The following is a 20,847-nucleotide window of genomic DNA, read 5'->3' as shown; positions in this document are numbered from 1 at the left end:
CGGATTGGGCCGGGCCGCATTCGCGGACCTCGCCATCGATCATCACCACGACGCGGTCGGCGACCTCGCGGGCAAAGCCGATCTCATGGGTGACAACGATCATCGTCGTCCCGGAAGATGCAAGGCGGATGCGGCGGCCTCCTCGGTCGAGGATCTGCGCGCCACGCCAATCCCCTTGCCGAATGGTGGCTGGGTGCGGCTGGAAGACTGGCGCGCGACATTTCTCGCCGCCATGGCCCTGTCCTTGCCGATTAGCTCGACCTATCTGGTCATGGACATGGTCGTTTAAACGCTGAACACCGTGACGCTGCTGGCGCTGTCTCTGGTGGTCGGCATCCTTGTCGATGACGCCATCGTGGAAGTCGAGAATATCGAGCGCCACCTGCGCATGGGCAAGACCGCCTATAAGGCCGCAGACGAGGCCTCGGATGAAAGCCAGACCCGCGTGACCCTCACCGCCGAGCCGGGCACCACGATCGAGCGGACCGATGCCTCGGCCATGGCCGCCGCCGCGATCAAGGGCGTCGAGCATGTCACCAGCACCTTTGTCGCGACCGGCACGGCCTCGACCGGGGGGATGGGCGGCACCAGCGAGGCGGTGAATACCGCGACGCTGGTGGTGAACCTGACGCCGATTGACGACCGCAACGTCAAGCAATCCGAAATCGAGGCCGATCTACGCCGCGCCCTTGCCGCCATTCCCGGCGTCCGGGGCGAGATCGGCAGCGGCGGCAATGGCACGCAATTGCAGGTAGCCTTGGCCGGGGACGATTCCGCCGTGCTGGAGGACGCCGCCGCGCGGCTCGAAACCCAGATGCGCAGCAACCTGACCGGGGTTGGCAACATCACCTCATCCGCCACCATGCAAAGCCCCGAGATCGTGATCACGCCCGATCTGGCCCGCGCGGCCTCACCGGGGGTGACCGCGCGCGCGATTTCGGACGCGATCCGTATTGCAACGGCGGGGGCCTATGACACGGCCCTGTCGAAACTGAACCTGCCGCAGCGGCAGGTGGCGATACGCGTCATGCTGGACGAAAGGAACCGCGAGATGCTGGACCAGATCGCGCTGATCCCGGGCGCGGGCGCGAATGGCAAGGTCGCCCTTGACGCATGGGCTCGGCCTCGACTGAGCTCAACCGGCTGGACTCCAAGCGCAACGTGACCATCACCGTCGAACTGAACGGGCGCAACCTGTCGGATGTCATGTCCGAGGTGAAGCAGCTTGACGCCTATCGCAACCTGCCCGCCGGGGTCAGCGGCGTCGAACAGGGCGATATCAAGCGCCAATCCGAGCTTTTCACCTCATTCGCAACGGCGATGGCGATCGGGATTTTCTGCATCTATGCGGTGCTGGTACTGCTGTTTCACGACTTCCTGCAGCCGGTGACGATCCTGATGGCGCTGCCTTTGGCGCTGGGGGGCGCGCTTTTGCCTCTGGTGCTGTCGGGCACCAGTTTTTCCATGCCTGCGGTGATTGGCTTGCTCCCGCTGATGGGGATCGTATCCAAGAACTCGATCCTGCTGGTGGAATATGCGATCACGGCGCGGCGCGCGGGCATGAGCCGGTTCGACGCGCTGGTCGATGCCTGCCACAAGCGCGCCCGCCCGATCATCATGACCACGGTCGCCATGGCGGGCGGCAGGTTGCCCTCGGCGCTAAGCCTTGTCTCGGGCGATCCAAGCTTTCGCCAACCGATGGGGGTGGTGGTGATCGGCGGGCTGATCACCTCAACCTTCCTCAGCCTTGTCGTGATCCCGGCGGTTTTCACCTTCATCGACGATTTTGAGCATTTCGCCTTCAGACTGCTGACACGCGGGCGCAAAGGCTAAGCGCCAACCCACACCCCTCGTTTCAAACCTGCATTTACCCCGCACCGCCGGGCCTGTCCCGCGCAATCCGAAGGATATTTCGTGAAGCATTTCAGATCATTGATGCTGCCTGCAACTCTGGCCGCCTGTACATCCGAGGCCGATCAGCCCACGCAGCATATCTACCGCTATCCCGAGGGCACACCCGCCGCCAAGGTCTATCAGCCGGGAGGGCATATCAGGGCAGCGGGCTGGTGGTCGACTATCGCAACCACACCCTGTCCGAGCCGAAGGAGACTCAGCGCTGGCTACTGGAACCCAACGCCTTCCTGCTGGTCGCCGCGGATGGCACCATCGTATCCGTGGTCCGGGCACGTTACGCGGGTATGGCGGCGCGGTAAGCCGCTGCACCGTATGTCCGTACAGATGCGATTGGGTCCAGCACCCGCGGACCCGATTTGGGACCAGCGATAGGCGTTCGAGTCTTTCAGACTGGCCAGCGACTCTGCCGTCGCAAGACGCTTCCGCGACTCGTCTGCGCGCGCCTATCGGCGACGGCGGTGTCGACCAGAACGGCAAGGCCTTGATCCTTAGGATCAAGGCGCAACAGCCCATTCGCGTCCCCGAACAGCGGATCGCCGCTGCGGATGATGACCGGCCCGAGCATTTCGGCGTCCAGCACGTTCACCACACGCGTGGTGACGACATTCAGCCAACGGGCATAGACTGGCAGACCAATCTCGATCCCATCAACGACAATGCCCGCCGCACCAGCGACGAGGCGGTGTGGGTGACCCAAGCAAGTAACATGGTGGTTCCCCGCCTCTAGCCTTCTGGCGTCACGGTCAGGGTCACGCGGTCGCCGGCGAACCAGGTGTGGCCGTATTCGACCGGGGCGCCTTGTGGGTCGATGTTGATGCCGACAGCGCGCAGGATCGGGTCGCCCTCGCGCAAGCGCAGATGCAGCGCGACCACGGTATCGGCGCGTTCGGCGGTCAGGCGGGTCTCGGCGCGGGTATAGTCGGTGATGCCATGCTCGGCCAAGGCACGGGTGATCGACATTTCACGGCGCAGGGTCTCGGGCAGACCGGGAAAGCGCGACGCCGGAAAGATCGACCGAAAGAAGGCCACGGCCAGCCCGTCCGCCGTGCTGATGCCGTCAAGCACATGCACGCGGGCTTCGGGGTCAAGCTGCAACGCCGCGGCCTCGGGGGCGCTGGCATGGCGGGTCTCGATGTTCAGCAGAGTCCGCCCCGCAGCCCGCCCCATTGCCGCCAGATTGGTCGAGAACCGCGTCCGAAGGCCCAGCGGATAATCGACCGCCAGCCCCTGCACGAACACCCCCGCCCCGCGCCGCGAATGGACCATGCCGCGATCAGCCATATCGGCCAAGGCCCGGCGCACGGTATGGCGATTGACCCCGAAACGCGCGGACAACTCGGCCTCGGTCGGCAGCTTGTCGCCGGGCCTGCGCTGACCCGAGGCAATCTCGGTCGAAAGCTGCTGGGCGATTTCGGCCCAGATGGCGGTCCGGCTCATGAAGGCTCCGTCATGAAAAATTCACCATCCTCGGGCTTGTCCGACTCGGGGCGTCAGGTTAGTAATTTATCTAGTTGTATAGATATATAGACAACTTGGCAAGGTGTCCAATGACGATGAGTGAACGCCGCGACTGGATGGGGGTGCTGGCACGCAGCCAGCCGCAACGGCTGGCGGACCTGCTTGGCCCCCTTCCCGCGCATGAAATGCTACGCAATCCCGAAATCGGTGCCGTGATGGTGCGGGGCCGCGCGGGCGCCGCTGGCGCGCCCTTCAACCTTGGGGAAATGACGGTAACGCGCTGCAGCCTGCAATTGCAGGGCGGACTGGTCGGGCATGCCTATGTGCAGGGTCGCGACAAGAACCATGCCATTCGCGCCGCGATTGTCGACGCGCTGATGCAAGGCCCGCAATCCGCAACGACCCGCGAGGCGATCCTTGCCCCGCTGCAACAGGACCAGAGTTCGCACCGCGCCGCCACCCGCGCCAAGGCGGCGGCCACCAAGGTCGAGTTCTTCACCATGGTCAGGGGAGAGGACTGATGGACATGCAACCGATCTCGGGCGGGTTTGCCGATGCGCCGCGCCAATCGGCCTTGGCCTTTCGCGCCATTATCGACGTGATGTCGCGGCCCGGCCAGCTGGCAACGCTGCAGGGCGCGACCCCGCCCGCGCCGCTGTCAGTGGCGGCAGGGACGGTGATCCTGACGCTGGCCGATGCCAATACCGGCATCCATCTGGCCGGCGATCTGGACAGCCCGGCGCTGCGCCAATGGATCGCCTTTCACACTGGCGCACCGATCACCACGGCAGATCGCGCCGATCTGGCCATCGGCACCTGGGCCGACCTGCATCCGCTGGACCGCTACCGGACCGGCACGGCGGAATATCCCGACCGCTCGGCCACGTTGATTGTCGAGCTGGGCGAAACGCCCGCGCCGAATGCCAGCCTGACCGGCCCCGGCATCAAGGACCGGATCGCGGCCTTTGTGCCCGGCGCGCGTCCGACCAGCTTTCCGTTGGGCCTTGATCTGATCCTGACCGCAGGGGCGCAGGTCTCGGCCCTTCCCCGCAGCACGCAAGTGGAGTTTGCCTGATGTATGTCGCCGTCAAAGGGGGCGAACGCGCGATCGAGAACGCCCATGCCTGGCTGGCCGAGGAGCGTCGCGGCGATCCTGCGGTCCCCGAATTGTCCACCGCTCAGATCCGCGAACAGATGACGCTGGCCGTCAATCGCGTGATGGCCGAGGGCTCGCTTTATGACCCCGATCTGGCCGCGCTGGCGATCAAGCAGGCGCGCGGCGATCTGATCGAGGCGATCTTTCTGATCCGCGCCTATCGCACCACATTGCCGCGCCTGATGGCCTCGACGCCCGTCGATACGGCGGCAATGGCAGTCACCCGCCGGATTTCCGCGACCTTCAAGGACGCGCCGGGCGGACAGATTCTGGGGCCGACCTTCGACTATACCCATCGCCTGCTGGATTTCGCGCTGCTGGCCGAGGGCGAGGTCCCGCCCGCCCCGACCGCGCTGACCGGACCGGTGCAGGACATGCCGCATATCCTGAGCTTTCTGGACCGCGACGGGCTGATCGAAGAGGCCACGCCCTCGGATGAACCCCCGCCCGACCTGACCCGCGCGCCGCTGGAGCTGCCCGCCGACCGCGCCTTGCGCCTGCAGGCCCTGACGCGTGGGGATGAGGGCTTTGTCCTTGGCCTCGCCTATTCGACCCAGCGCGGCTATGGGCGCAACCATGCCTTTGTCGGCGAATTGCGCATCGGCACCTGCCCGGTCGAGGTCGATATCCCCGAACTGGGCTTCTCGGTCGAGATCGGTGACATCGAGCTGACCGAATGCGAGACGGTGAACCAATTCACCGGGTCGAAAACCCAGCCCCCGCAGTTCACCCGCGGCTATGGCCTGACCTTTGGCCAGACCGAGCGCAAGGCGATCAGCATGGCGCTGGTCGACCGCGCCCTGCGCTGGCGCGAACTGGGCGAGGATTTCACCGGCGCCCCGGCGCAAGACGAGGAATTCGTGCTGTCGCATTGCGACAACATTCAGGCCACGGGTTTCCTCGAACATATCAAGCTGCCGCATTACGTCGATTTCCAGGCCGAGCTGGAGCTGATCCGCAGCGTCCGCGCCGCCGCATTCGCCAGCAGGGAGGCCGCGGAATGACCGCGATGGATGCCTATAACTTCGCCTATCTGGACGAGGACACCAAACGCATGATCCGCCGCGCGCTGCTGAAGGCGGTGGCGATCCCCGGCTATCAGGTGCCCTTCGCCAGCCGCGAAATGCCGATGCCTTACGGCTGGGGCACCGGCGGCGTGCAGGTGACCGCGGCCTGCCTGACGCCTGACGATCGGCTGAAGGTCATCGATCAGGGCGCGGACGACACCACCAATGCCGTGTCGATCCGGCGCTTCTTCCAGCGCACGGCGGGGGTCGAGGTGACCGAGGAAACCGAGGATGCGACCATCATCCAGACCCGCCACCGCATCCCCGAGGCCCCCTTGCAGGAGGGTCAGATCATGGTCTTTCAGGTGCCGATCCCAGAGCCCCTGCGCTTTCTTGAACCGCGCGAGACCGAGACGCGGCGCATGCATGCCCTGGCCGATTACGGGCTGATGCAAGTCAAGCTGTATGAGGACATCGCCCGCCACGGCCGGATCGCCACCGCCTATGCCTATCCGGTCAAGGTCGAGGGGCGCTATGTCATGGATCCCTCGCCCATCCCGAAATTCGACAACCCGAAACTGGATGACAGCCCGGCGCTGATGCTGTTCGGGGCCGGGCGCGAACAGCGCATCTATGCCCTGCCGCCCTATACCCGCGTCGAAAGCCTTGATTTCGACGACCATCCCTTTGTCGCCAGCAAGGCCGACCACGCCTGCGATATCTGCGGCGCGACCGAAAGCTATCTGGACGAGGTGATCACCGACGATCAGGGCGGGCGGATCTTTGTCTGCTCGGACACCGCATTCTGCCGCTCGCGTCAGGAGGACCGCCAATGACCCCGCTATTTTCTGTCCGTGGGCTGGAAAAGCGCTATGGCGCGCGCATCGGCTGCACCGGCATCGGTTTCGACCTGTGGCCGGGCGAGGTCATGGGCATTGTCGGCGAAAGCGGCTCCGGGAAATCGACGCTGCTGTCCTGCCTTGCCGGTCATCTGCCCCCCGACCGGGGCGAGGTGATCTATGACGGCCGCGACGTGCTGGCCATGTCCGAACCCGAGCGCCGGATGCTGGCGCGCACCGACTGGGCCTTTGTCCACCAGAACCCCCGCGATGGGCTGCGCATGGCGGTCAGCGCCGGAGGCAATGTCGGTGAACGCCTGATGGCGGTCGGCGCGCGCCATTACGGCGACATCCGCGAAACCGCGACCGATTGGCTGGGCCGCGTGGAGATCGCCTCTGATCGCATAGACGACCGCCCCTCGGCCTTTTCCGGCGGGATGCAGCAGCGTCTGCAGATCGCGCGCAATTTGGTCACCGGGCCAAGGCTGGTCTTCATGGACGAGCCGACCGGCGGTCTTGATGTCAGCGTGCAGGCGCGTCTGCTGGACCTGCTGCGCGGGCTGGTGCGGCGCATGGGGCTGTCGGCGATCATCGTCACCCACGATCTGGCCGTGGTCCGGCTGCTGGCCGACCGGCTGATGGTGATGAAGGGCGGCGAATGCGTCGAGACCGGCCTGACCGATCAGGTTCTGGACGATCCCCAGCACGCCTATACCCAGCTTCTTGTGTCCTCGGTCCTGCAGGTGTGACGATGAATGTGATCGAACTGTCGAACGTGTCCAAGACCTTCACCCTGCACAATCAGGGCGCGGCGGTCATTCCGGTCATGTCGGATGTCACCCTGTCCGTGGCGCCCGGCGAATGCGTGGGCCTGCTTGGGGCCTCGGGCGCGGGGAAATCCACCCTGATGCGGATGATCTGGGGCAATTACCTTGCCGCATCCGGCCGCATCACCGTGGCGGGCACCGATGTCGCCCGCGCCGAACCGCGCGAGATCCTGGCCCTGCGGCGCGAACGGATGGCCTATGTCAGCCAGTTCCTGCGCGTCGTCCCCCGCGTCCCCACCATCGAGGTCGTAGCCGAGCCGATACTGCTGACCGGCACGCCCGAGGATCAGGCCCGCGACCGTGCCGCCGCCCTGCTGGCCCGGCTGCGCATCCCCGAACGGCTGTGGCAGCTGTCGCCCACCACCTTCTCGGGCGGGGAACAGCAGCGGGTGAACATCGCGCGTGGCTTCATCCGTCAGGTGCCGGTCATGCTTCTGGACGAACCCACCGCCAGCCTTGATGCGGCCAACCGCGAAACCGTGCTGTCGCTGATCGAGGAAGCCAAGGCGCGCGGCACCGCCATCGTCGGCATCTTTCACGACGAGGCCGCCCGCGACCGGGTCTGCGACCGCATGATCGACATGGCGAGGTTCGCGGCATGAGCATCTTTGCCATTGTCGGCCCGTCTGGCGCGGGCAAGGACACCTTGATCGAGGCGGCCTTGGCCGCGCGTCCCGACATCATTGCCCTGCGCCGCTGCATCACCCGCCCGGAAGCGGCGGGGGGCGAGCCCTTCGAGGGCATCACTGAGGCCGAGTTCCTGCGCCGCGAGGCTGCCGGGGACTTCGCCCTGTCATGGCGCGCGCATGGTCTGTCCTATGGCGTCCCCCCGGCACCAACCGGGGGGATCACGCTGTTCAATTGCTCGCGCCGGATGCTGGAACAGGCAGCATTGGCCTTCCCCGGCCTGCGGGTGATCGAGGTCACCGCCTCGGCCCCGGTGCTGGCGCAGCGGCTGGCCAGCCGCGGGCGCGAGACGGCCGAGGACATTGCCGCAAGGCTGGCCCGCCGCGCACCCCTGCCCGCGGGCCTGCCCGTCACCACCATCATCAATGACGGCACCATCGCGCAGGGCGTCGCGGCCTTTCTGGCCGCGCTCGACGATGCGACCAATTCCAGACCCAGACCCTCAGGTAGGACCATGACGGAAACTGTCTTCACCAACGCCACCCTTGTCCTGCCCGATGAAGTCCGCCACGGCGCCATCGTGATCCGCGATGGCTTGATCGCCGAGATCGGCGCGGCCAGCGCCACCGGCATCGATTGCGCCGGCGACCTGATCGCGCCGGGCCTGATCGAATTGCATACCGACAATCTGGAACGCCACATCCAGCCGCGCCCCGGCGTGAACTGGCCGCATGGGGCGGCGATCATTGCCCATGACGCCGAACTGGCCGGATGTGGGATCACCACCGTCTTTGACGCGCTGCGCGTGGGTTCGATCAACCGCGACAATTCCTATGCCAAATACGCACGCGGTCTGGCGGATGAGATCCTTGCCGCCCGCCCGAACCTGCGCATCAGCCACCGCATCCACCTGCGGGCCGAGGTCTGCTCGGAAACGCTGATCGAGGAGCTGGCCGAATTCGGGCAGGCGGATCGCATCGGCATCGTCAGCCTGATGGACCACACCCCCGGACAGCGCCAGTTCCGCGACCTGTCCAAGCTGGCCCAATACGTCAAGGGCAAGCAGGGCATGTCGGATCTGGAATTCGAGGCCCATGTCGCCGGTCTGGCCGAATTGCGCGCCCGCTTTGGCGAGGCGCATGAGGCCGCGACCGTGCAGGCGGCGCGGGACTGGGGCGCGGTGCTGGCCAGCCATGACGACACCACGGCGGATCATGTCGCGACCTCGGCCGCATATGGCATCAAGCTGGCCGAATTCCCGACCACGGTCGAAGCGGCGCAGGCCTGTCGCAAGCATGGCATCGCCACGATCATGGGCGCGCCGAACCTGATCCGCGGTGGCTCGCATTCCGGCAATGTCTCGGCGGGGGAACTGGCGCAGGCCGGGCTGCTGGACATCGTGTCCTCGGATTACGTGCCCGCGGCGCTGCTGAGTTCGGCGGTGCTGTTGGGCGATCTGTGGGACGATCTGGCGCGCGGCTTTGCCACGGTCACCGCCGCGCCCGCCCGCTCGGCCGGGCTAAGCGATCGCGGGCGGCTGGGCCTTGGCCTGCGCGCCGACCTGATCCGCGTGGCCCGCATCCAGGGCATGCCGGTCATCCGCGAAACATGGGTCGCAGGCCACCGCGTCGCCTGAGGCGCGCGCCCCGCAACCCCCGAATAACATTGGTCAAAACAGGTCTCCGGCGCTGCCAGCGCCGGGGGCCAAAACATGTTTCCAAGAACCAAAATATTGAAAACAAATAATTTTCCGGTTTCACATAAGTTTCAGGAAGACCGGGGATAACTGTCACACTCGGCCTCTATCACGCCCCCAGACAACGTAACCGAGGGCGATCATGCTGGAAGTTCGGAATGTGACGCGCGTCTTCGGCAGCCGTGCCGCCGTCGACAATATCAGCTTTGCGATCGACCGCCCCGCCTTTGTCGGGATCATCGGCAGGTCGGGGGCGGGGAAATCGACCTTTCTGCGGATGCTGAACCGGCTGACCGATGCATCCGCCGGGCAAATGCTGGCCGACGGGCGCGACGTGCTGGCGCTGCGCGGGGCTGACCGGCGGGCATGGCAAAGCCAATGCGCGATGATTTTTCAGCAGTTCAACCTTGTGCCGCGCATGGACGTGGCCTCGAACGTGCTGCACGGGCTGCTGAACCGGCGCTCGACGCTGGCCACCATGTTCAACCTGTGGCCGTGCGCCGATATCGAACGGGCGCTGCAGATCCTTGACCGACTGGGCATCGCCGAACAGGCCCCCAAGCGCGCTGAGGCACTGTCGGGCGGCCAGCAGCAGCGCGTCGCCATCGCCCGCGCGCTGATGCAGGACCCGCGCATCATTCTGGCGGACGAGCCCATCGCCAGCCTCGACCCGATGAATGCGCAGATCGTCATGGACACGCTGAAACGCATCAATGTCGAGGATGGCCGCATGGTCATCGCCAACCTGCACACGCTGGATACGGCGCGGCGCTATTGCGACCGGGTGATCGGAATGCGCGACGGGCGCATCGTCTTTGACGGAACCCCCGAGCAGCTTTCGACCGGCGTCGCCCGCGACATCTACGGCGCGGATGCCGGCTTCAACGAGGCCGCGACCTCGACCGCCATCCCGACCGATCACGAACCCGACCGCAGCTATGCGGACCGGATGCTTGCCTGACCAGACCCCACCGGCCCGGACGATCATGCCGATCGGGGCCAAATCCACGGAGTGACCATGAAGACCCTTGCCTTCGCACTTGCCGCCACCACCGCCTTCGCGCCGCTCGCTCAGGCCGACGAGATCAAGCAATTCAACATCGGCATCATGGGCGGCGAAAACGCCCAGGACCGCATGACCTCGAACGAATGCTACCGCGCCGCCATCGAGGCCGAGCTGGGCGTTCCGGTCAAGATCTTCACCCCCGCCGACTATGACGGCGTGATCCAGGGCCTGCTGGGCGGCACGCTGGACATGGCGTGGCTGGGGGCCTCGGGTTATGCCAAGATCTACCTGACCGATCCGAATGCGGTGGTTCCGGTCCTGACCAAGCAGAACATGGACGGCTCGACCGGCTACTACGCCTTTGGCTTTGCCCGCAAGGACAGCGGCATCACCTCGGTCGAGCAGGCCAAGGGCAAAAGCTTTGCCTTTGCCGATCCGAACTCGACCTCGGGCTATCTGGTCCCCGGCGCCGAGCTGACCGAGAAATTCGGCAAGCTTGAGGATTTCTTCTCGGAGGTGCGCTTCTCGGGCGGGCATGAGCAGTCGATCGTCGCCGTCGCCAATGGCGATGTCGCCGCTGGCGTCACCTGGGCCGACGGTCTGGGTGAATGGGAAGACGGCTACAATTCCGGCGCCTTCCGCAAGGCCGCTGATGCCGGCCTGATCGACATGAACGATCTGGTCCAGATCTGGCAATCGAAGCTGATCCCGGAAGGCCCGATGGTCGTCCGCAATGTCCTGCCGCAGGACGTCAAGGACAAGATCACCAAGCTGACCGCCGACCTGCATGAAACCGACAAGGCCTGCGCTTACGGCGTCGCCCATGGCGAGGCCAAGGATTTCGTGCCGGTGACCCATGCGGAATACGAAGGCGTCGTGGCTGCGCGCAAGCTGCAGGAATCGAACAGCTGATCGCCTGATCTGACCCGCGCCGCGCCCGACCGGGGCGCGGCGCACCCCTTGCAGGAACCCGACATGCCCGACAGCGCCATCCCCGCCACCCCGCGTCCCGACATGGCCGCGACCAGCCACGCCTATTTTGAGCTGCTGCGCCGACGCAGGCTTTATGGCGGCATCCTGCTGATCCTGTTCGTGGCACTGATGGTCTCGGGCTTTCGCTTGGCCGAAAGCCGCAATGCGGGCGGTTTCATCGACGGGCTACCTATGCTGCTGGCCTTCCCCGCCGAGGTGGTGGCCGAGGCATGGGAAAAACGCGCCGCCCTGCCCGGAATTTTCATCGAGCACTTTCCTTCATTGATTGAGACCTTGAACATCGCCGCGGTCTCGACCCTGCTGGGTGGGATCGCGGCGATGATTTTGGCGCTGCTTTCGACCCGAGGGCTAGCGCGCTGGCCCCGCCTGACCGGGTTGTTCCGGCGGCTGATGGACATGTTCCGCGCCATCCCCGAAATCGTCATCGCGCTTTTGCTGATCTACATCCTTGGCGGCGGGCCGGTTCCGGCGGTCATCGCCATTTCGCTGCATACGGCGGGCGCACTTGGCAAGCTTTTCTCGGAAGCTGCCGAGAATGCCGACCGCAAGCCGGTCGAGGGGCTGTCCTCGGTCGGCGCGACATGGTCGCAGCAAATGTGGCTGGGCGTCATTCCGCAGGTCGCACCGAACTGGCTGTCCTATGCCCTGCTGCGCTTCGAGATCAATGTCCGCGCCAGCGCCATCCTTGGCTTCGTCGGGGAAGGTGGCATCGGCTATGACCTCAAGATCGCGATGCAATGGGGCATGGGCCGCTATGATCAGGTGGTCGGGATCTTTCTGCTGCTGTTCATGGCCATCGTCCTGATCGACCGCCTGTCGGACTATCTGCGCAACCGCCTGGTGAAAGGCTGATCCCATGAGTGCCGTCGACCTTTCCCCCACGCTGAGCCATGCCGTCGCCACCCGCTTTGCCCGCCGCCGCCTGCTGTCGCTGGGCATTCCGGCGCTGGTGCTGGCCTATCTGGTCTATGCCGCGATCTCCTTCGATCTGGCCGGGCTGGCGGGTCGGGCGCGGATGGACAATGCCTCGGTGCTGCTGTCGGACTTCTGGCTGCACAAGACCCATGTCACCCGCCAGAACCGCACCGGCGCGCTGAGCGTCGCCATCGATGGCGAGGCCAAGGGCACCTATCCCGCCGACCGCCTGCCCGACTGGATCGCCCATGACGATCAGGTCACGACCATCGACCTGGGCGACGGGCATCAGGTCACCTATCTGCCCGGCGGGGCGCGCTATGACGTGCCGGGCTATGGGGTGATCGACATTCGCGAGGGCGTTGACGGGTTGCAACTGACCGCGCCGCAGCCCTTGCCCGACTGGATCAATGCTTCGGACACGCGGGTCAGCGTGACCACCGATGCCGGGCGCTTCGCCTATACCCGCGCCAAGGCCGAGACCTTCAAATACCAGCCGGGCTGGGCGATGTTCTTCTTTGCGCTGGACAGCCCGTTTCACTACATGAGCTGGCCGCAGATCGCCGCCTCGGCGCTATGGGGCGACAGAGTCGATCCGTCGATGCCCAACATCGCCGCGATGGCGCGGGATTTCTGGAAAAACCCGATGTGGCGGCATGGCGATGTGATCTGGGCCATGTTCGAAACCGTGCTGATGGCCTTTCTGGGCACCTTCGGGGCGGCGCTGATCGCCCTGCCGCTGGGCTTCATGGCGGCGCGGAACATGATGCCCTTTGGCCCGCTGCGCTTTGCCCTGCGCCGCGTCTTTGACTTCATTCGCGGCGTCGACGGGCTGATCTGGACCATCGTTCTGGCCCGCGCCTTCGGTCCCGGCCCGATGACCGGATCGCTGGCGATCATGCTGACCGATACCGGCAGCTTCGGAAAGATGTTCTCGGAAGCCTTCGAGAATATCGACGAGAAGCAGGTCGAGGGCATCCGCTCGACCGGGGCCAACGGCTTGCAGCGCGCGCGCTTCGGAGTGCTGCCGCAGGTCATGCCGGTGCTGCTCAGCCAAGTGCTGTATTTTCTGGAATCGAACACCCGCGGCGCCACCGTCATCGGCGCCATTGTCGGCGGCGGCATCGGCCTGTTGCTGACGCAGGCGATCCAGACCCAGAAGGACTGGGAAGACGTGGCCTATTACATGGTCCTGATCGTGCTGACCGTGATGGCGATGGACAGCCTGTCCGGGTGGTTGCGTAGCAAGCTGATCAGGGGCGAATAGGTCGACAGGATCGGAGTGGCTGACAATGGGGCAATGCGCGGGATCGCTCGCGCGCCCCTCCACCCCCTCACCAAACTATGCGCAGCATCCCGCGCTACCAGGCTTCATGATGCGATCCATGCGACCCGATTGAGGTTGCTGTCATTACGACCCGGCCGCTCAACGTAGTTTGCCTGCAAAGGTAGTCCAAACCTTTAGCCAATGGTTCACGCACCATTCCAAGGGCCAATCACGCTCAGGATTCCCGATGGTAGTTTTTACTCCAGACAACCCCGACTGTCTGGCTGGGTGAACGCATTTTCGGTTGCTTCCCCCGAGCGAGCAGCGCCGAGCGTGACGTCGTCCGCGTATTTGCAAACCCACTTCGGCGGCGACAAAACGCATGACCTGCGGGTCTGACGAAAACAGACCCTTCTGCGGTTAGGCCGGCGTTCAACGTCACCGAAGTCGTGTGTGACCGGAGATGTCGGGCGCACGGGACCGCGTCATTGCAGGAAGCTTCCACACATCACCTGATTGCCGCAATGGCACCATCCGCTAGCCGCAAAGCTGCTCAAGATTTGGGCGAAAATGCGAATAGGCAGATCTTCGCGTGAGAAAATTAAATTTCTCTTGAGGAAATCAATTTTCCTCATAATGATCATCTTCAAGCCCGAAACAGATGGAGATGACGATGTGCGGCATAGTAGGCCTCTTTCTGAAAAAGGAAGAGCTGCGTCCTAAACTGGGTGACCTGCTGACGGACATGCTGATCACCATGACGGATCGCGGACCGGATAGCGCGGGAATCGCGATCTATGGCGATGACGGTTTGCTCAAGATCACGGTTCAGTCCGACACCCCGGATACGACCTTCGCGGGTCTGGACACCGCTTTGACCGCGGCGCTTGAGGGGCCGGTGACGATGCGGGTGACGGACACCCATGCCGTCCTGACCCTGCCCGAAGGGACCGAGACACTGGCCCGCGCCTTCATGGCCGAAAAGGGCATCCGTGTCATGGGTGCCGGTCATTCCATGGAAATCTTCAAGGAGGTCGGTCTGCCGCGTGATGTGGCGGCGCGCTTCAATCTGCGGGCAATGTCGGGCAGCCATGGCATCGGCCATACCCGGATGGCGACGGAAAGCGCGGTGACGACGTTGGGCGCACATCCCTTCTCGACCGGGGCGGATCAGTGCCTTGTCCACAACGGCTCGCTTTCCAACCACAACCAGATGCGCCGCGTGCTGGCCGAAAAGGGTTTTGCGCCGCAGACCCAGAACGATACCGAGGTTGCCGCCTGCTATATCTCATCGCGGCTGGCCGAAGGGGCCCATCTGGGTGAGGCGCTGGAGGGCACGCTGAGGGATCTGGACGGCTTCTTCACCTTCGTCGTCGGAACCAAGAACGGCTTTGGCGTGGTGCGCGACCCGATCGCCTGCAAACCCGCCGTCATGGCCGAAACCGAGGATTACGTCGCCTTCGGTTCCGAATACCGCGCGCTTGCCAATCTTCCGGGCATCGAAACCGCCCGCGTCTGGGAACCCGAACCCGCCACCGTCTATTTCTGGGAACGCTGAGATGCAGACCGTCGACCTTGCCAACACCCCCCTGCGCGAGCTGAACACCGCCTTGCAGGCTCAGGCCGTCACCACCAATCAGACCCAATGGGAGGTGCTCAATCCCAAGGGTGCCCATGCCATCGCAGTGGGGCTTGATGCCCCGATCGAAGTCACCGTGAACGGTTCGACCGGTTATTACTGCGCCGGCATGAACAAGCAGGCGACGATCAACGTGACCGGCTCGGCCGGGCCGGGCGTGGCCGAGAACATGATGTCGGGAACGGTCGTGATCGAGGGCGATGCCAGCCAATACGCTGGCGCGACCGGGCATGGCGGGCTGCTGGTCATCAAGGGCAATGCCAGCTCGCGCTGCGGGATTTCGATGAAGGGCATCGACATCGTCGTCTTTGGCAATATCGGCCACATGTCGGCCTTCATGGCGCAATCGGGCAATCTGGTCGTGCTGGGCGATGCGGGCGACGCGCTTGGCGACTCCCTATATGAGGCGCGGTTGTTCGTGCGCGGCTCGGTCAAGTCGCTGGGCTCGGACTGCATCGAGAAAGAGATGCGCCCCGAGCATCTGGAGATCCTGCGCGACCTGCTGGAACGTTCGGGGGCGGATGCGCGCCCCGAGGAATTCAAGCGCTACGGCTCGGCCCGCAAGCTTTACAACTTCCACGTCGATCACGCCGGAGCCTACTGATGAGAGACATCATGGACACCAACCCGCAGACGCTTCCGCGGGACAGCTGGACCTTCAGCCCCGAGATCAACGCCGAAATCCGCCGCGCCGCCGATACCGGGATCTATGACATCCGTGGCGGCGGCGCCAAGCGCAAGGTGCCGCATTTCGACGACCTGCTGTTTCTGGGTGCCTCGATCAGTCGCTACCCGTTGGAAGGCTATCGCGAAAAGTGCGATACCTCGGTCGTATTGGGCACGCGCTTTGCCAAGAAACCGATCGAACTGAAAATCCCCGTCACCATCGCGGGCATGAGCTTTGGCGCGCTGTCCGGTCCCGCGAAAGAGGCACTGGGACGCGGTGCGACCATGGCGGGCACCTCGACCACCACCGGTGATGGCGGCATGACCGATGAGGAACGCGGCCATTCCGAAAAGCTGGTCTATCAATATCTGCCCTCGCGCTATGGCATGAATCCCGACGATCTGCGCCGCGCCGATGCGATCGAGATCGTCGTGGGTCAGGGCGCGAAACCCGGCGGTGGCGGCATGCTTCTGGGTCAGAAAATCACCCAGCGCGTCGCCAACATGCGCAACCTGCCCGTGGGCATCGACCAGCGCTCGGCATGCCGCCATCCGGACTGGACCGGGCCGGACGATCTGGAAATCAAGATCCTCGAACTGCGCGAGATCACCAACTGGGAAAAGCCGATCTATATCAAGATCGGCGGCGCGCGGCCTTACTACGATACGGCTCTGGCGGTGAAGGCCGGTGCGGATGTGGTCGTTCTGGATGGCATGCAGGGCGGCACCGCCGCGACGCAGGACGTGTTCATCGAGAATGTCGGCCAACCGACGCTGGCCTGTATCCGCCCCGCCGTGAAGGCCCTGCAGGATCTGGGGATGCATCGCAAGGTGCAGCTGGTGGTCTCGGGTGGGATTCGTACCGGGGCTGATGTGGCCAAGGCACTGGCGCTTGGCGCCGATGCCGTGGCCATCGGCACCGCAGCCCTGATCGCCATCGGCGAGAACGACCCGAAATGGGCGGCAGAGTATTCCAAGCTTGGCACCACGGCCGATGCCTATGACGACTGGCATGAGGGCAAGGACCCCGCAGGGATCACCACCCAGGACCCAGAGTTGATGAAGCGACTGGACCCGGTCGAGGCCGCGCGCAGACTGCGCAACTATCTGGCCGTCATGACGCTGGAATGCCAGACCATCGCCCGCGCCTGCGGCAAAAGCCATGTCCACAACCTCGAACCCGAGGACCTTTGCGCCCTGACCATCGAAGCGGCCGCGATGGCGGGCGTGCCGCTGGCGGGCACCAGCTGGATCCCCGGCCAGACCGGCTTCTAAACGCCCGGAACGAGGGCGGGACAATGCATCCCGCCCCGGCCTGACATAGTCATTCAACAGGAAAATCTCGTCATGAACGATCTCGCCGCATTCGCCTGTGACACGGGCACCAAGAGCGATCTCGCCGCATTCGCGCGGGCCAAGGGGATCAAGTACTTCATGGTCTCGTATACGGATCTGTTCGGCGGCCAACGCGCCAAGCTGGTCCCTGCCGAGGCGATCTCGGACATGGAAAAGGACGGTGCCGGTTTCGCGGGCTTTGCCACATGGCTCGACCTGACCCCGGCCCATCCCGACATGCTGGCGGTTCCCGATCCCGCATCGGCCATCCAGCTGCCATGGAAGCGGGATGTCGCCTGGGTTGCCTCGAATTGCGTGATGTCGGGCAGCGGACCGCTGGATCAGGCCCCGCGCAATGTCCTGACCCGGCTGATCGGCGAAGCCGCCGCGATGGGGCTTGAGATCAAGACCGGCGTCGAGCCCGAGTTTTTCCTGCTGACCCCCGAGGGCACCGAGATTTCGGACCCGGCCGATACGGCGGTGAAGCCCTGCTACGATCAGCAGGCGGTGATGCGCCGCTATGACGTCATCACCGAGATCTGTGACTACATGCTGGAACTGGGCTGGGAGCCCTACCAGAACGACCATGAGGATGCGAACGGCCAGTTCGAGATGAACTGGAAATATGACGGCGCATTGGCCACCGCCGACAAGCACAGCTTCTTCAAGTTCATGACCCGTTCGATCGCCGAAAAACACGGGCTGCGTGCCACCTTCATGCCCAAACCGATCATGGGCCTGACGGGGAACGGCTGCCACGCGCATATCTCGGTCTGGACCAAAGATGGTCGCAATGCTTTTGCCGATGACAGCAAGGAACTCAGCCTGTCGGATGAGGGCCGCTATTTCCTGGGCGGCATCATGACCCATGCCTCGGCGCTGGCGGCGATCACCAACCCGACGGTGAACAGCTACAAGCGGATCAACGCGCCGCGCACGATTTCGGGCGCGACCTGGGCCCCGAATACCGTGACCTGGACCGGCAACAACCGCACCCACATGGTTCGCGTCCCCGGTCCCGGCCGCTTTGAACTGCGACTGCCCGATGGCGCAGTGAACCCCTATCTGCTGCAGGCGGTCATCATCGCTGCCGGTCTGCGCGGGCTGCGCAGCAAGGCCGATCCCGGCAAGCGCTGGGATATCGACATGTATGCCGAGGGCCATACCGTCACCGGCGCGCCCAAGCTGCCGCTGAACCTGCTGGACGCAATCCGCGCCTATGATGCGGATGAAGGATTGAAATCGGCGATGGGCGAGGCGTTTTCAGCCGCCTATATCAAGCTCAAGACGCAAGAGTGGAACGCCTATTCCGCCCATCTCTCGCAATGGGAACGGGACAACACGCTGGATATCTGATCCATCGGCGGGAAACTGGTTCAACTGGTTCTCCGCTTTGGTTCACCGCCCTTGCAAGCCGCGCCCGGCTGGGTCAGGATTAACCTGTACCGCAGTCAGGATGGCGACGTGACCTCTTTGCAGACCCAGCCCGGCGGCGCGCTTGCCCAGACCCCGGAGACCGAATCCCCGACGGCCGGACCGACCGTGCAGATGGTCGCCGAGGCACTTGCAGCGCGTATCGCTGCCGGGGATTATCCGCAGGGCAGCCGCCTACCCTCGGAACGCCAATTGGCAAGCAGCCTGCGCGTCGCCCGCAACACCCTGCGCGAGGCGCTGGACATCCTGATCCGCAAGGGACTCATCATCCGCAGGGCCGGCGCCGGGTCCTTTGTCTGCGAGCCGGGCGACTGGGACGAAACCGCGCCGGTCATCGCGGCCACTGGCCCTCTGCATCTGCAGGTGGTTCGCGGCATCCTTGAACCCGAAATGATCCGGCTGGCCATCATCAATATGCCTCCGCTAGGGATCGATCGGCTGACCGCGATCCTTGCCCGGATGCAGACTGTGGCGGAACCCGACCGCTTTGCGCGGCTTGAGGATGAATTCCGTCTGGCGCTTGCCGAGGGCACCGGCAATCCGCTGCTGCTGGCCTGCTGCAATCTGGTGATCAAAGCCGGGCGACAGCGCCATCGCGACGGGTTGCAACGCCGCCGCCTGACCCCCGAGAACATCTTTCGCCTGCGGACGGATTACGCCGCGCTGACCGAAGCCGTGAGTGAACGCGACATCCCCCGCGCCCTGGAACTGGTTCAGCAATCTCTGCTGGAGGAACAAGGTCTGCTCATGCAGGATGAGTGATCATCCGCTGCGTCCACAGCAGGCCCAGTCCGGCCATCTCGCGCAGTAGCAGATCTTCGTGCCGCGACAACCAGTCCAGCACTGAACGAAAGGCCTGTATCCGCGCCTTGCCCGCAACCACACGCACCACCGGCCAGCGCCCGATCAAGGCCTGATCGATGCCGAACAGCGCCTCACCGTACCAGCGTGCTGGACCAAATGCCTGCATCATCTGCCCGCCCCGCTTCATTGCGGCCAGCACAGACATGGAATCGGTGCGGCCGCAAATTTCCACCGCCGCCTGCCATAGATCCAGCGCCGAGGCATATTCCCAGCTGACTGCCGACCAATGTCCCGGGAACCGATCGGCATAGGCCGCATGAAAGGCCGAGGGGCGGCGAAAGAAGAATGTCGTGCCCTCCAACGCCGGATCATCGAAATCCGGGAACTGAAAGATGAAGTTCTCCATGAAATCGGGCGTGGTTCGGGCGACCAGCCGTTGGTAATGATCGCCCGTGCAGGACAGGATCGGACCGCAGAAGCCCGCATCATGGGCAGCCTCGGTCAAGGCATGGACCATATGCGGCTCGGATGAGCACCAGCACAGGATTTCCGGATCGTCCTGCAGCATGGCGCGCACCATGCCCACGGCATCACGCTCATCGGGATCATAGCGCAGCTCGCGCACGATCTGCATGCCTTCGGCGGCAAATGCCGCGCGATAGGTGGCCAGCGAAGGGCGGCCCATCAGATCGTCCTGACTGCACAGGGCGACCCGGCGCAGATCGGGGCGTCGCTCTGCCAACCACTCGACCCCGGTGACGACGAATAACGGATGCACCTCGGCCGGGGCAATCAGGCTGGGGGTTTGCGGCGACAGATCAAAGGGCAGCAGCGTCGTGGTCAACACCCGGCGCGCCATCAGCCACGGCAAGGCTGGCGCGAGACTGTCCCCACCCAACCCAAGCAGCAGGCAGACGTGATGATCCTCGACCAGTTCGCGGGCCGCAGCGCGGGTCTCGCTGGGTGAGATGGCCGCGTCGCGGGCGATGATGGCGACCGGCCTACGTACCCCGCCGACCGGCAGGCCACCCTGCCCGTTCACCCAGTCGGTCCAGATCTGGCATCCCTCCAGCCCCGGCCTTCCCCAGGGTGCCGACGGCCCCGTCAGCGGCGCAAGGAATCCGATTCGGACGGCGTCCTGGCCGCGCATCAACCGTCGCGGCATGCTTCCGGTCACCGCCAGGCGCTGTGCAAAAGATGTGCTCATATTCCAAGCCTAACGCGCAGCATCCCGCCTGTCGAAGAAAGATGGATCCGAATCCGT

The 20,847-nt window shown here is 64.6% G+C and carries 23 protein-coding genes; 21 read left to right on the top strand and 2 right to left on the bottom strand.

The genetic code is table 11. The annotated features are described in order from the left end of the window. The first annotated feature begins 85 nt into the window (after positions 1 to 85). The 5 genes from IB235_RS22830 to IB235_RS22810 all read left to right on the top strand — a co-directional run bounded on the left by IB235_RS22830 (position 86) and on the right by IB235_RS22810 (position 2,641). A complete protein-coding gene (locus IB235_RS22830; protein ID WP_192338682.1) occupies positions 86 to 289 on the top strand; it encodes a hypothetical protein in 204 nt (67 codons plus the stop codon). A gap of 12 nt (positions 290 to 301) precedes the next feature. Beyond that, a complete protein-coding gene (locus tag IB235_RS25645; RefSeq protein WP_370576976.1) occupies positions 302 to 1,165 on the top strand; it encodes an efflux RND transporter permease subunit in 864 nt (287 codons plus the stop codon). Then, positions 1,162 to 1,833: an efflux RND transporter permease subunit gene (locus IB235_RS25640; RefSeq protein WP_370576975.1), complete on the top strand. Its 672-nt coding sequence runs from the start codon at positions 1,162 to 1,164 to the stop codon at positions 1,831 to 1,833. Before IB235_RS25645 ends, IB235_RS25640 begins: the two co-directional genes overlap by 4 nt. Before the next feature lie 32 nt (positions 1,834 to 1,865). Continuing rightward, positions 1,866 to 2,213, top strand: coding sequence for an RcnB family protein (locus IB235_RS25385; RefSeq protein WP_370576977.1), 348 nt, complete (start codon positions 1,866 to 1,868; stop codon positions 2,211 to 2,213). A 182-nt stretch (positions 2,214 to 2,395) separates the two neighbouring features. Beyond that, positions 2,396 to 2,641 carry a hypothetical protein gene (locus IB235_RS22810; RefSeq protein ID WP_192338675.1) on the top strand — a complete coding sequence of 82 codons (246 nt, stop codon included), beginning with the start codon at positions 2,396 to 2,398 and terminating at the stop codon, positions 2,639 to 2,641. Here the strand turns inward: IB235_RS22810 and phnF are convergent. After that, positions 2,638 to 3,351 (bottom strand): phosphonate metabolism transcriptional regulator PhnF, encoded by a 714-nt coding sequence (gene phnF, locus IB235_RS22805; protein ID WP_155042184.1) that lies wholly within the window; start codon positions 3,349 to 3,351, stop codon positions 2,638 to 2,640. The two genes, IB235_RS22810 and phnF, sit on opposite strands and share 4 nt — an antisense overlap. Before the next feature lie 116 nt (positions 3,352 to 3,467). Between phnF and phnG the strand changes: the two genes are divergently transcribed. The 16 genes from phnG to IB235_RS22725 all read left to right on the top strand — a co-directional run bounded on the left by phnG (position 3,468) and on the right by IB235_RS22725 (position 19,541). Continuing rightward, complete coding sequence (gene phnG, locus IB235_RS22800; protein ID WP_370576974.1) at positions 3,468 to 3,893, top strand: phosphonate C-P lyase system protein PhnG; 426 nt, start codon at positions 3,468 to 3,470, stop codon at positions 3,891 to 3,893. Continuing rightward, entirely contained in the window at positions 3,893 to 4,447 is a 555-nt protein-coding gene (gene phnH, locus IB235_RS22795; RefSeq protein WP_192338673.1) for a phosphonate C-P lyase system protein PhnH, read from the top strand. Before phnG ends, phnH begins: the two co-directional genes overlap by 1 nt. Continuing rightward, positions 4,447 to 5,532: a carbon-phosphorus lyase complex subunit PhnI gene (locus IB235_RS22790; protein WP_192338672.1), complete on the top strand. Its 1,086-nt coding sequence runs from the start codon at positions 4,447 to 4,449 to the stop codon at positions 5,530 to 5,532. The genes phnH and IB235_RS22790 overlap by 1 nt, the downstream gene beginning before the upstream one ends. Further along, a complete protein-coding gene (locus IB235_RS22785) occupies positions 5,529 to 6,371 on the top strand; it encodes an alpha-D-ribose 1-methylphosphonate 5-phosphate C-P-lyase PhnJ (protein ID WP_192338671.1) in 843 nt (280 codons plus the stop codon). Before IB235_RS22790 ends, IB235_RS22785 begins: the two co-directional genes overlap by 4 nt. Then, a complete protein-coding gene (gene phnK, locus IB235_RS22780; protein WP_155096460.1) occupies positions 6,368 to 7,123 on the top strand; it encodes a phosphonate C-P lyase system protein PhnK in 756 nt (251 codons plus the stop codon). The genes IB235_RS22785 and phnK overlap by 4 nt, the downstream gene beginning before the upstream one ends. Before the next feature lie 8 nt (positions 7,124 to 7,131). Next, positions 7,132 to 7,803 carry a phosphonate C-P lyase system protein PhnL gene (gene phnL, locus IB235_RS22775; protein ID WP_192338681.1) on the top strand — a complete coding sequence of 224 codons (672 nt, stop codon included), beginning with the start codon at positions 7,132 to 7,134 and terminating at the stop codon, positions 7,801 to 7,803. A 539-nt stretch (positions 7,804 to 8,342) separates the two neighbouring features. Then, positions 8,343 to 9,464 carry an alpha-D-ribose 1-methylphosphonate 5-triphosphate diphosphatase gene (locus IB235_RS22770; protein WP_192338680.1) on the top strand — a complete coding sequence of 374 codons (1,122 nt, stop codon included), beginning with the start codon at positions 8,343 to 8,345 and terminating at the stop codon, positions 9,462 to 9,464. A gap of 202 nt (positions 9,465 to 9,666) precedes the next feature. Further along, complete coding sequence (phnC, locus tag IB235_RS22765) at positions 9,667 to 10,485, top strand: phosphonate ABC transporter ATP-binding protein (protein WP_192338670.1); 819 nt, start codon at positions 9,667 to 9,669, stop codon at positions 10,483 to 10,485. Between the two features lie 57 nt (positions 10,486 to 10,542). Next, a complete protein-coding gene (gene phnD / locus IB235_RS22760) occupies positions 10,543 to 11,442 on the top strand; it encodes a phosphonate ABC transporter substrate-binding protein (protein ID WP_155042177.1) in 900 nt (299 codons plus the stop codon). Between the two features lie 63 nt (positions 11,443 to 11,505). Beyond that, entirely contained in the window at positions 11,506 to 12,375 is an 870-nt protein-coding gene (phnE, locus tag IB235_RS22755; RefSeq protein ID WP_192338669.1) for a phosphonate ABC transporter, permease protein PhnE, read from the top strand. Between the two features lie 4 nt (positions 12,376 to 12,379). Beyond that, positions 12,380 to 13,705 carry a phosphonate ABC transporter, permease protein PhnE gene (phnE, locus tag IB235_RS22750; RefSeq protein ID WP_192338668.1) on the top strand — a complete coding sequence of 442 codons (1,326 nt, stop codon included), beginning with the start codon at positions 12,380 to 12,382 and terminating at the stop codon, positions 13,703 to 13,705. 673 nt (positions 13,706 to 14,378) lie between these two features. Further along, the gene (locus tag IB235_RS22745) at positions 14,379 to 15,263 is read left to right on the top strand and encodes a glutamine amidotransferase family protein (protein WP_192338667.1); all 885 of its coding nucleotides are present in this window, start codon (positions 14,379 to 14,381) and stop codon (positions 15,261 to 15,263) included. Between the two features lies 1 nt (position 15,264). After that, positions 15,265 to 15,948 carry a GXGXG domain-containing protein gene (locus tag IB235_RS22740; protein ID WP_155042174.1) on the top strand — a complete coding sequence of 228 codons (684 nt, stop codon included), beginning with the start codon at positions 15,265 to 15,267 and terminating at the stop codon, positions 15,946 to 15,948. 11 nt (positions 15,949 to 15,959) lie between these two features. Further along, complete coding sequence (locus IB235_RS22735; RefSeq protein ID WP_192338679.1) at positions 15,960 to 17,285, top strand: FMN-binding glutamate synthase family protein; 1,326 nt, start codon at positions 15,960 to 15,962, stop codon at positions 17,283 to 17,285. A 72-nt stretch (positions 17,286 to 17,357) separates the two neighbouring features. After that, positions 17,358 to 18,701 (top strand): type III glutamate--ammonia ligase, encoded by a 1,344-nt coding sequence (gene glnT / locus IB235_RS22730; protein ID WP_155042172.1) that lies wholly within the window; start codon positions 17,358 to 17,360, stop codon positions 18,699 to 18,701. A 108-nt stretch (positions 18,702 to 18,809) separates the two neighbouring features. Further along, positions 18,810 to 19,541 (top strand): FadR/GntR family transcriptional regulator, encoded by a 732-nt coding sequence (locus IB235_RS22725; protein WP_370576973.1) that lies wholly within the window; start codon positions 18,810 to 18,812, stop codon positions 19,539 to 19,541. Here the strand turns inward: IB235_RS22725 and IB235_RS22720 are convergent. Continuing rightward, entirely contained in the window at positions 19,525 to 20,790 is a 1,266-nt protein-coding gene (locus tag IB235_RS22720; protein WP_192338666.1) for an ABC transporter substrate-binding protein, read from the bottom strand. The genes IB235_RS22725 and IB235_RS22720 overlap by 17 nt on opposite strands. Positions 20,791 to 20,847 lie beyond the last annotated feature (57 nt).

This window comes from Paracoccus sp. PAR01 (genome assembly GCF_014851995.1).
In the GTDB taxonomy this organism is placed as follows: domain Bacteria; phylum Pseudomonadota; class Alphaproteobacteria; order Rhodobacterales; family Rhodobacteraceae; genus Paracoccus; species Paracoccus litorisediminis.
This window is presented reverse-complemented; position numbering and strand designations above follow the sequence as displayed.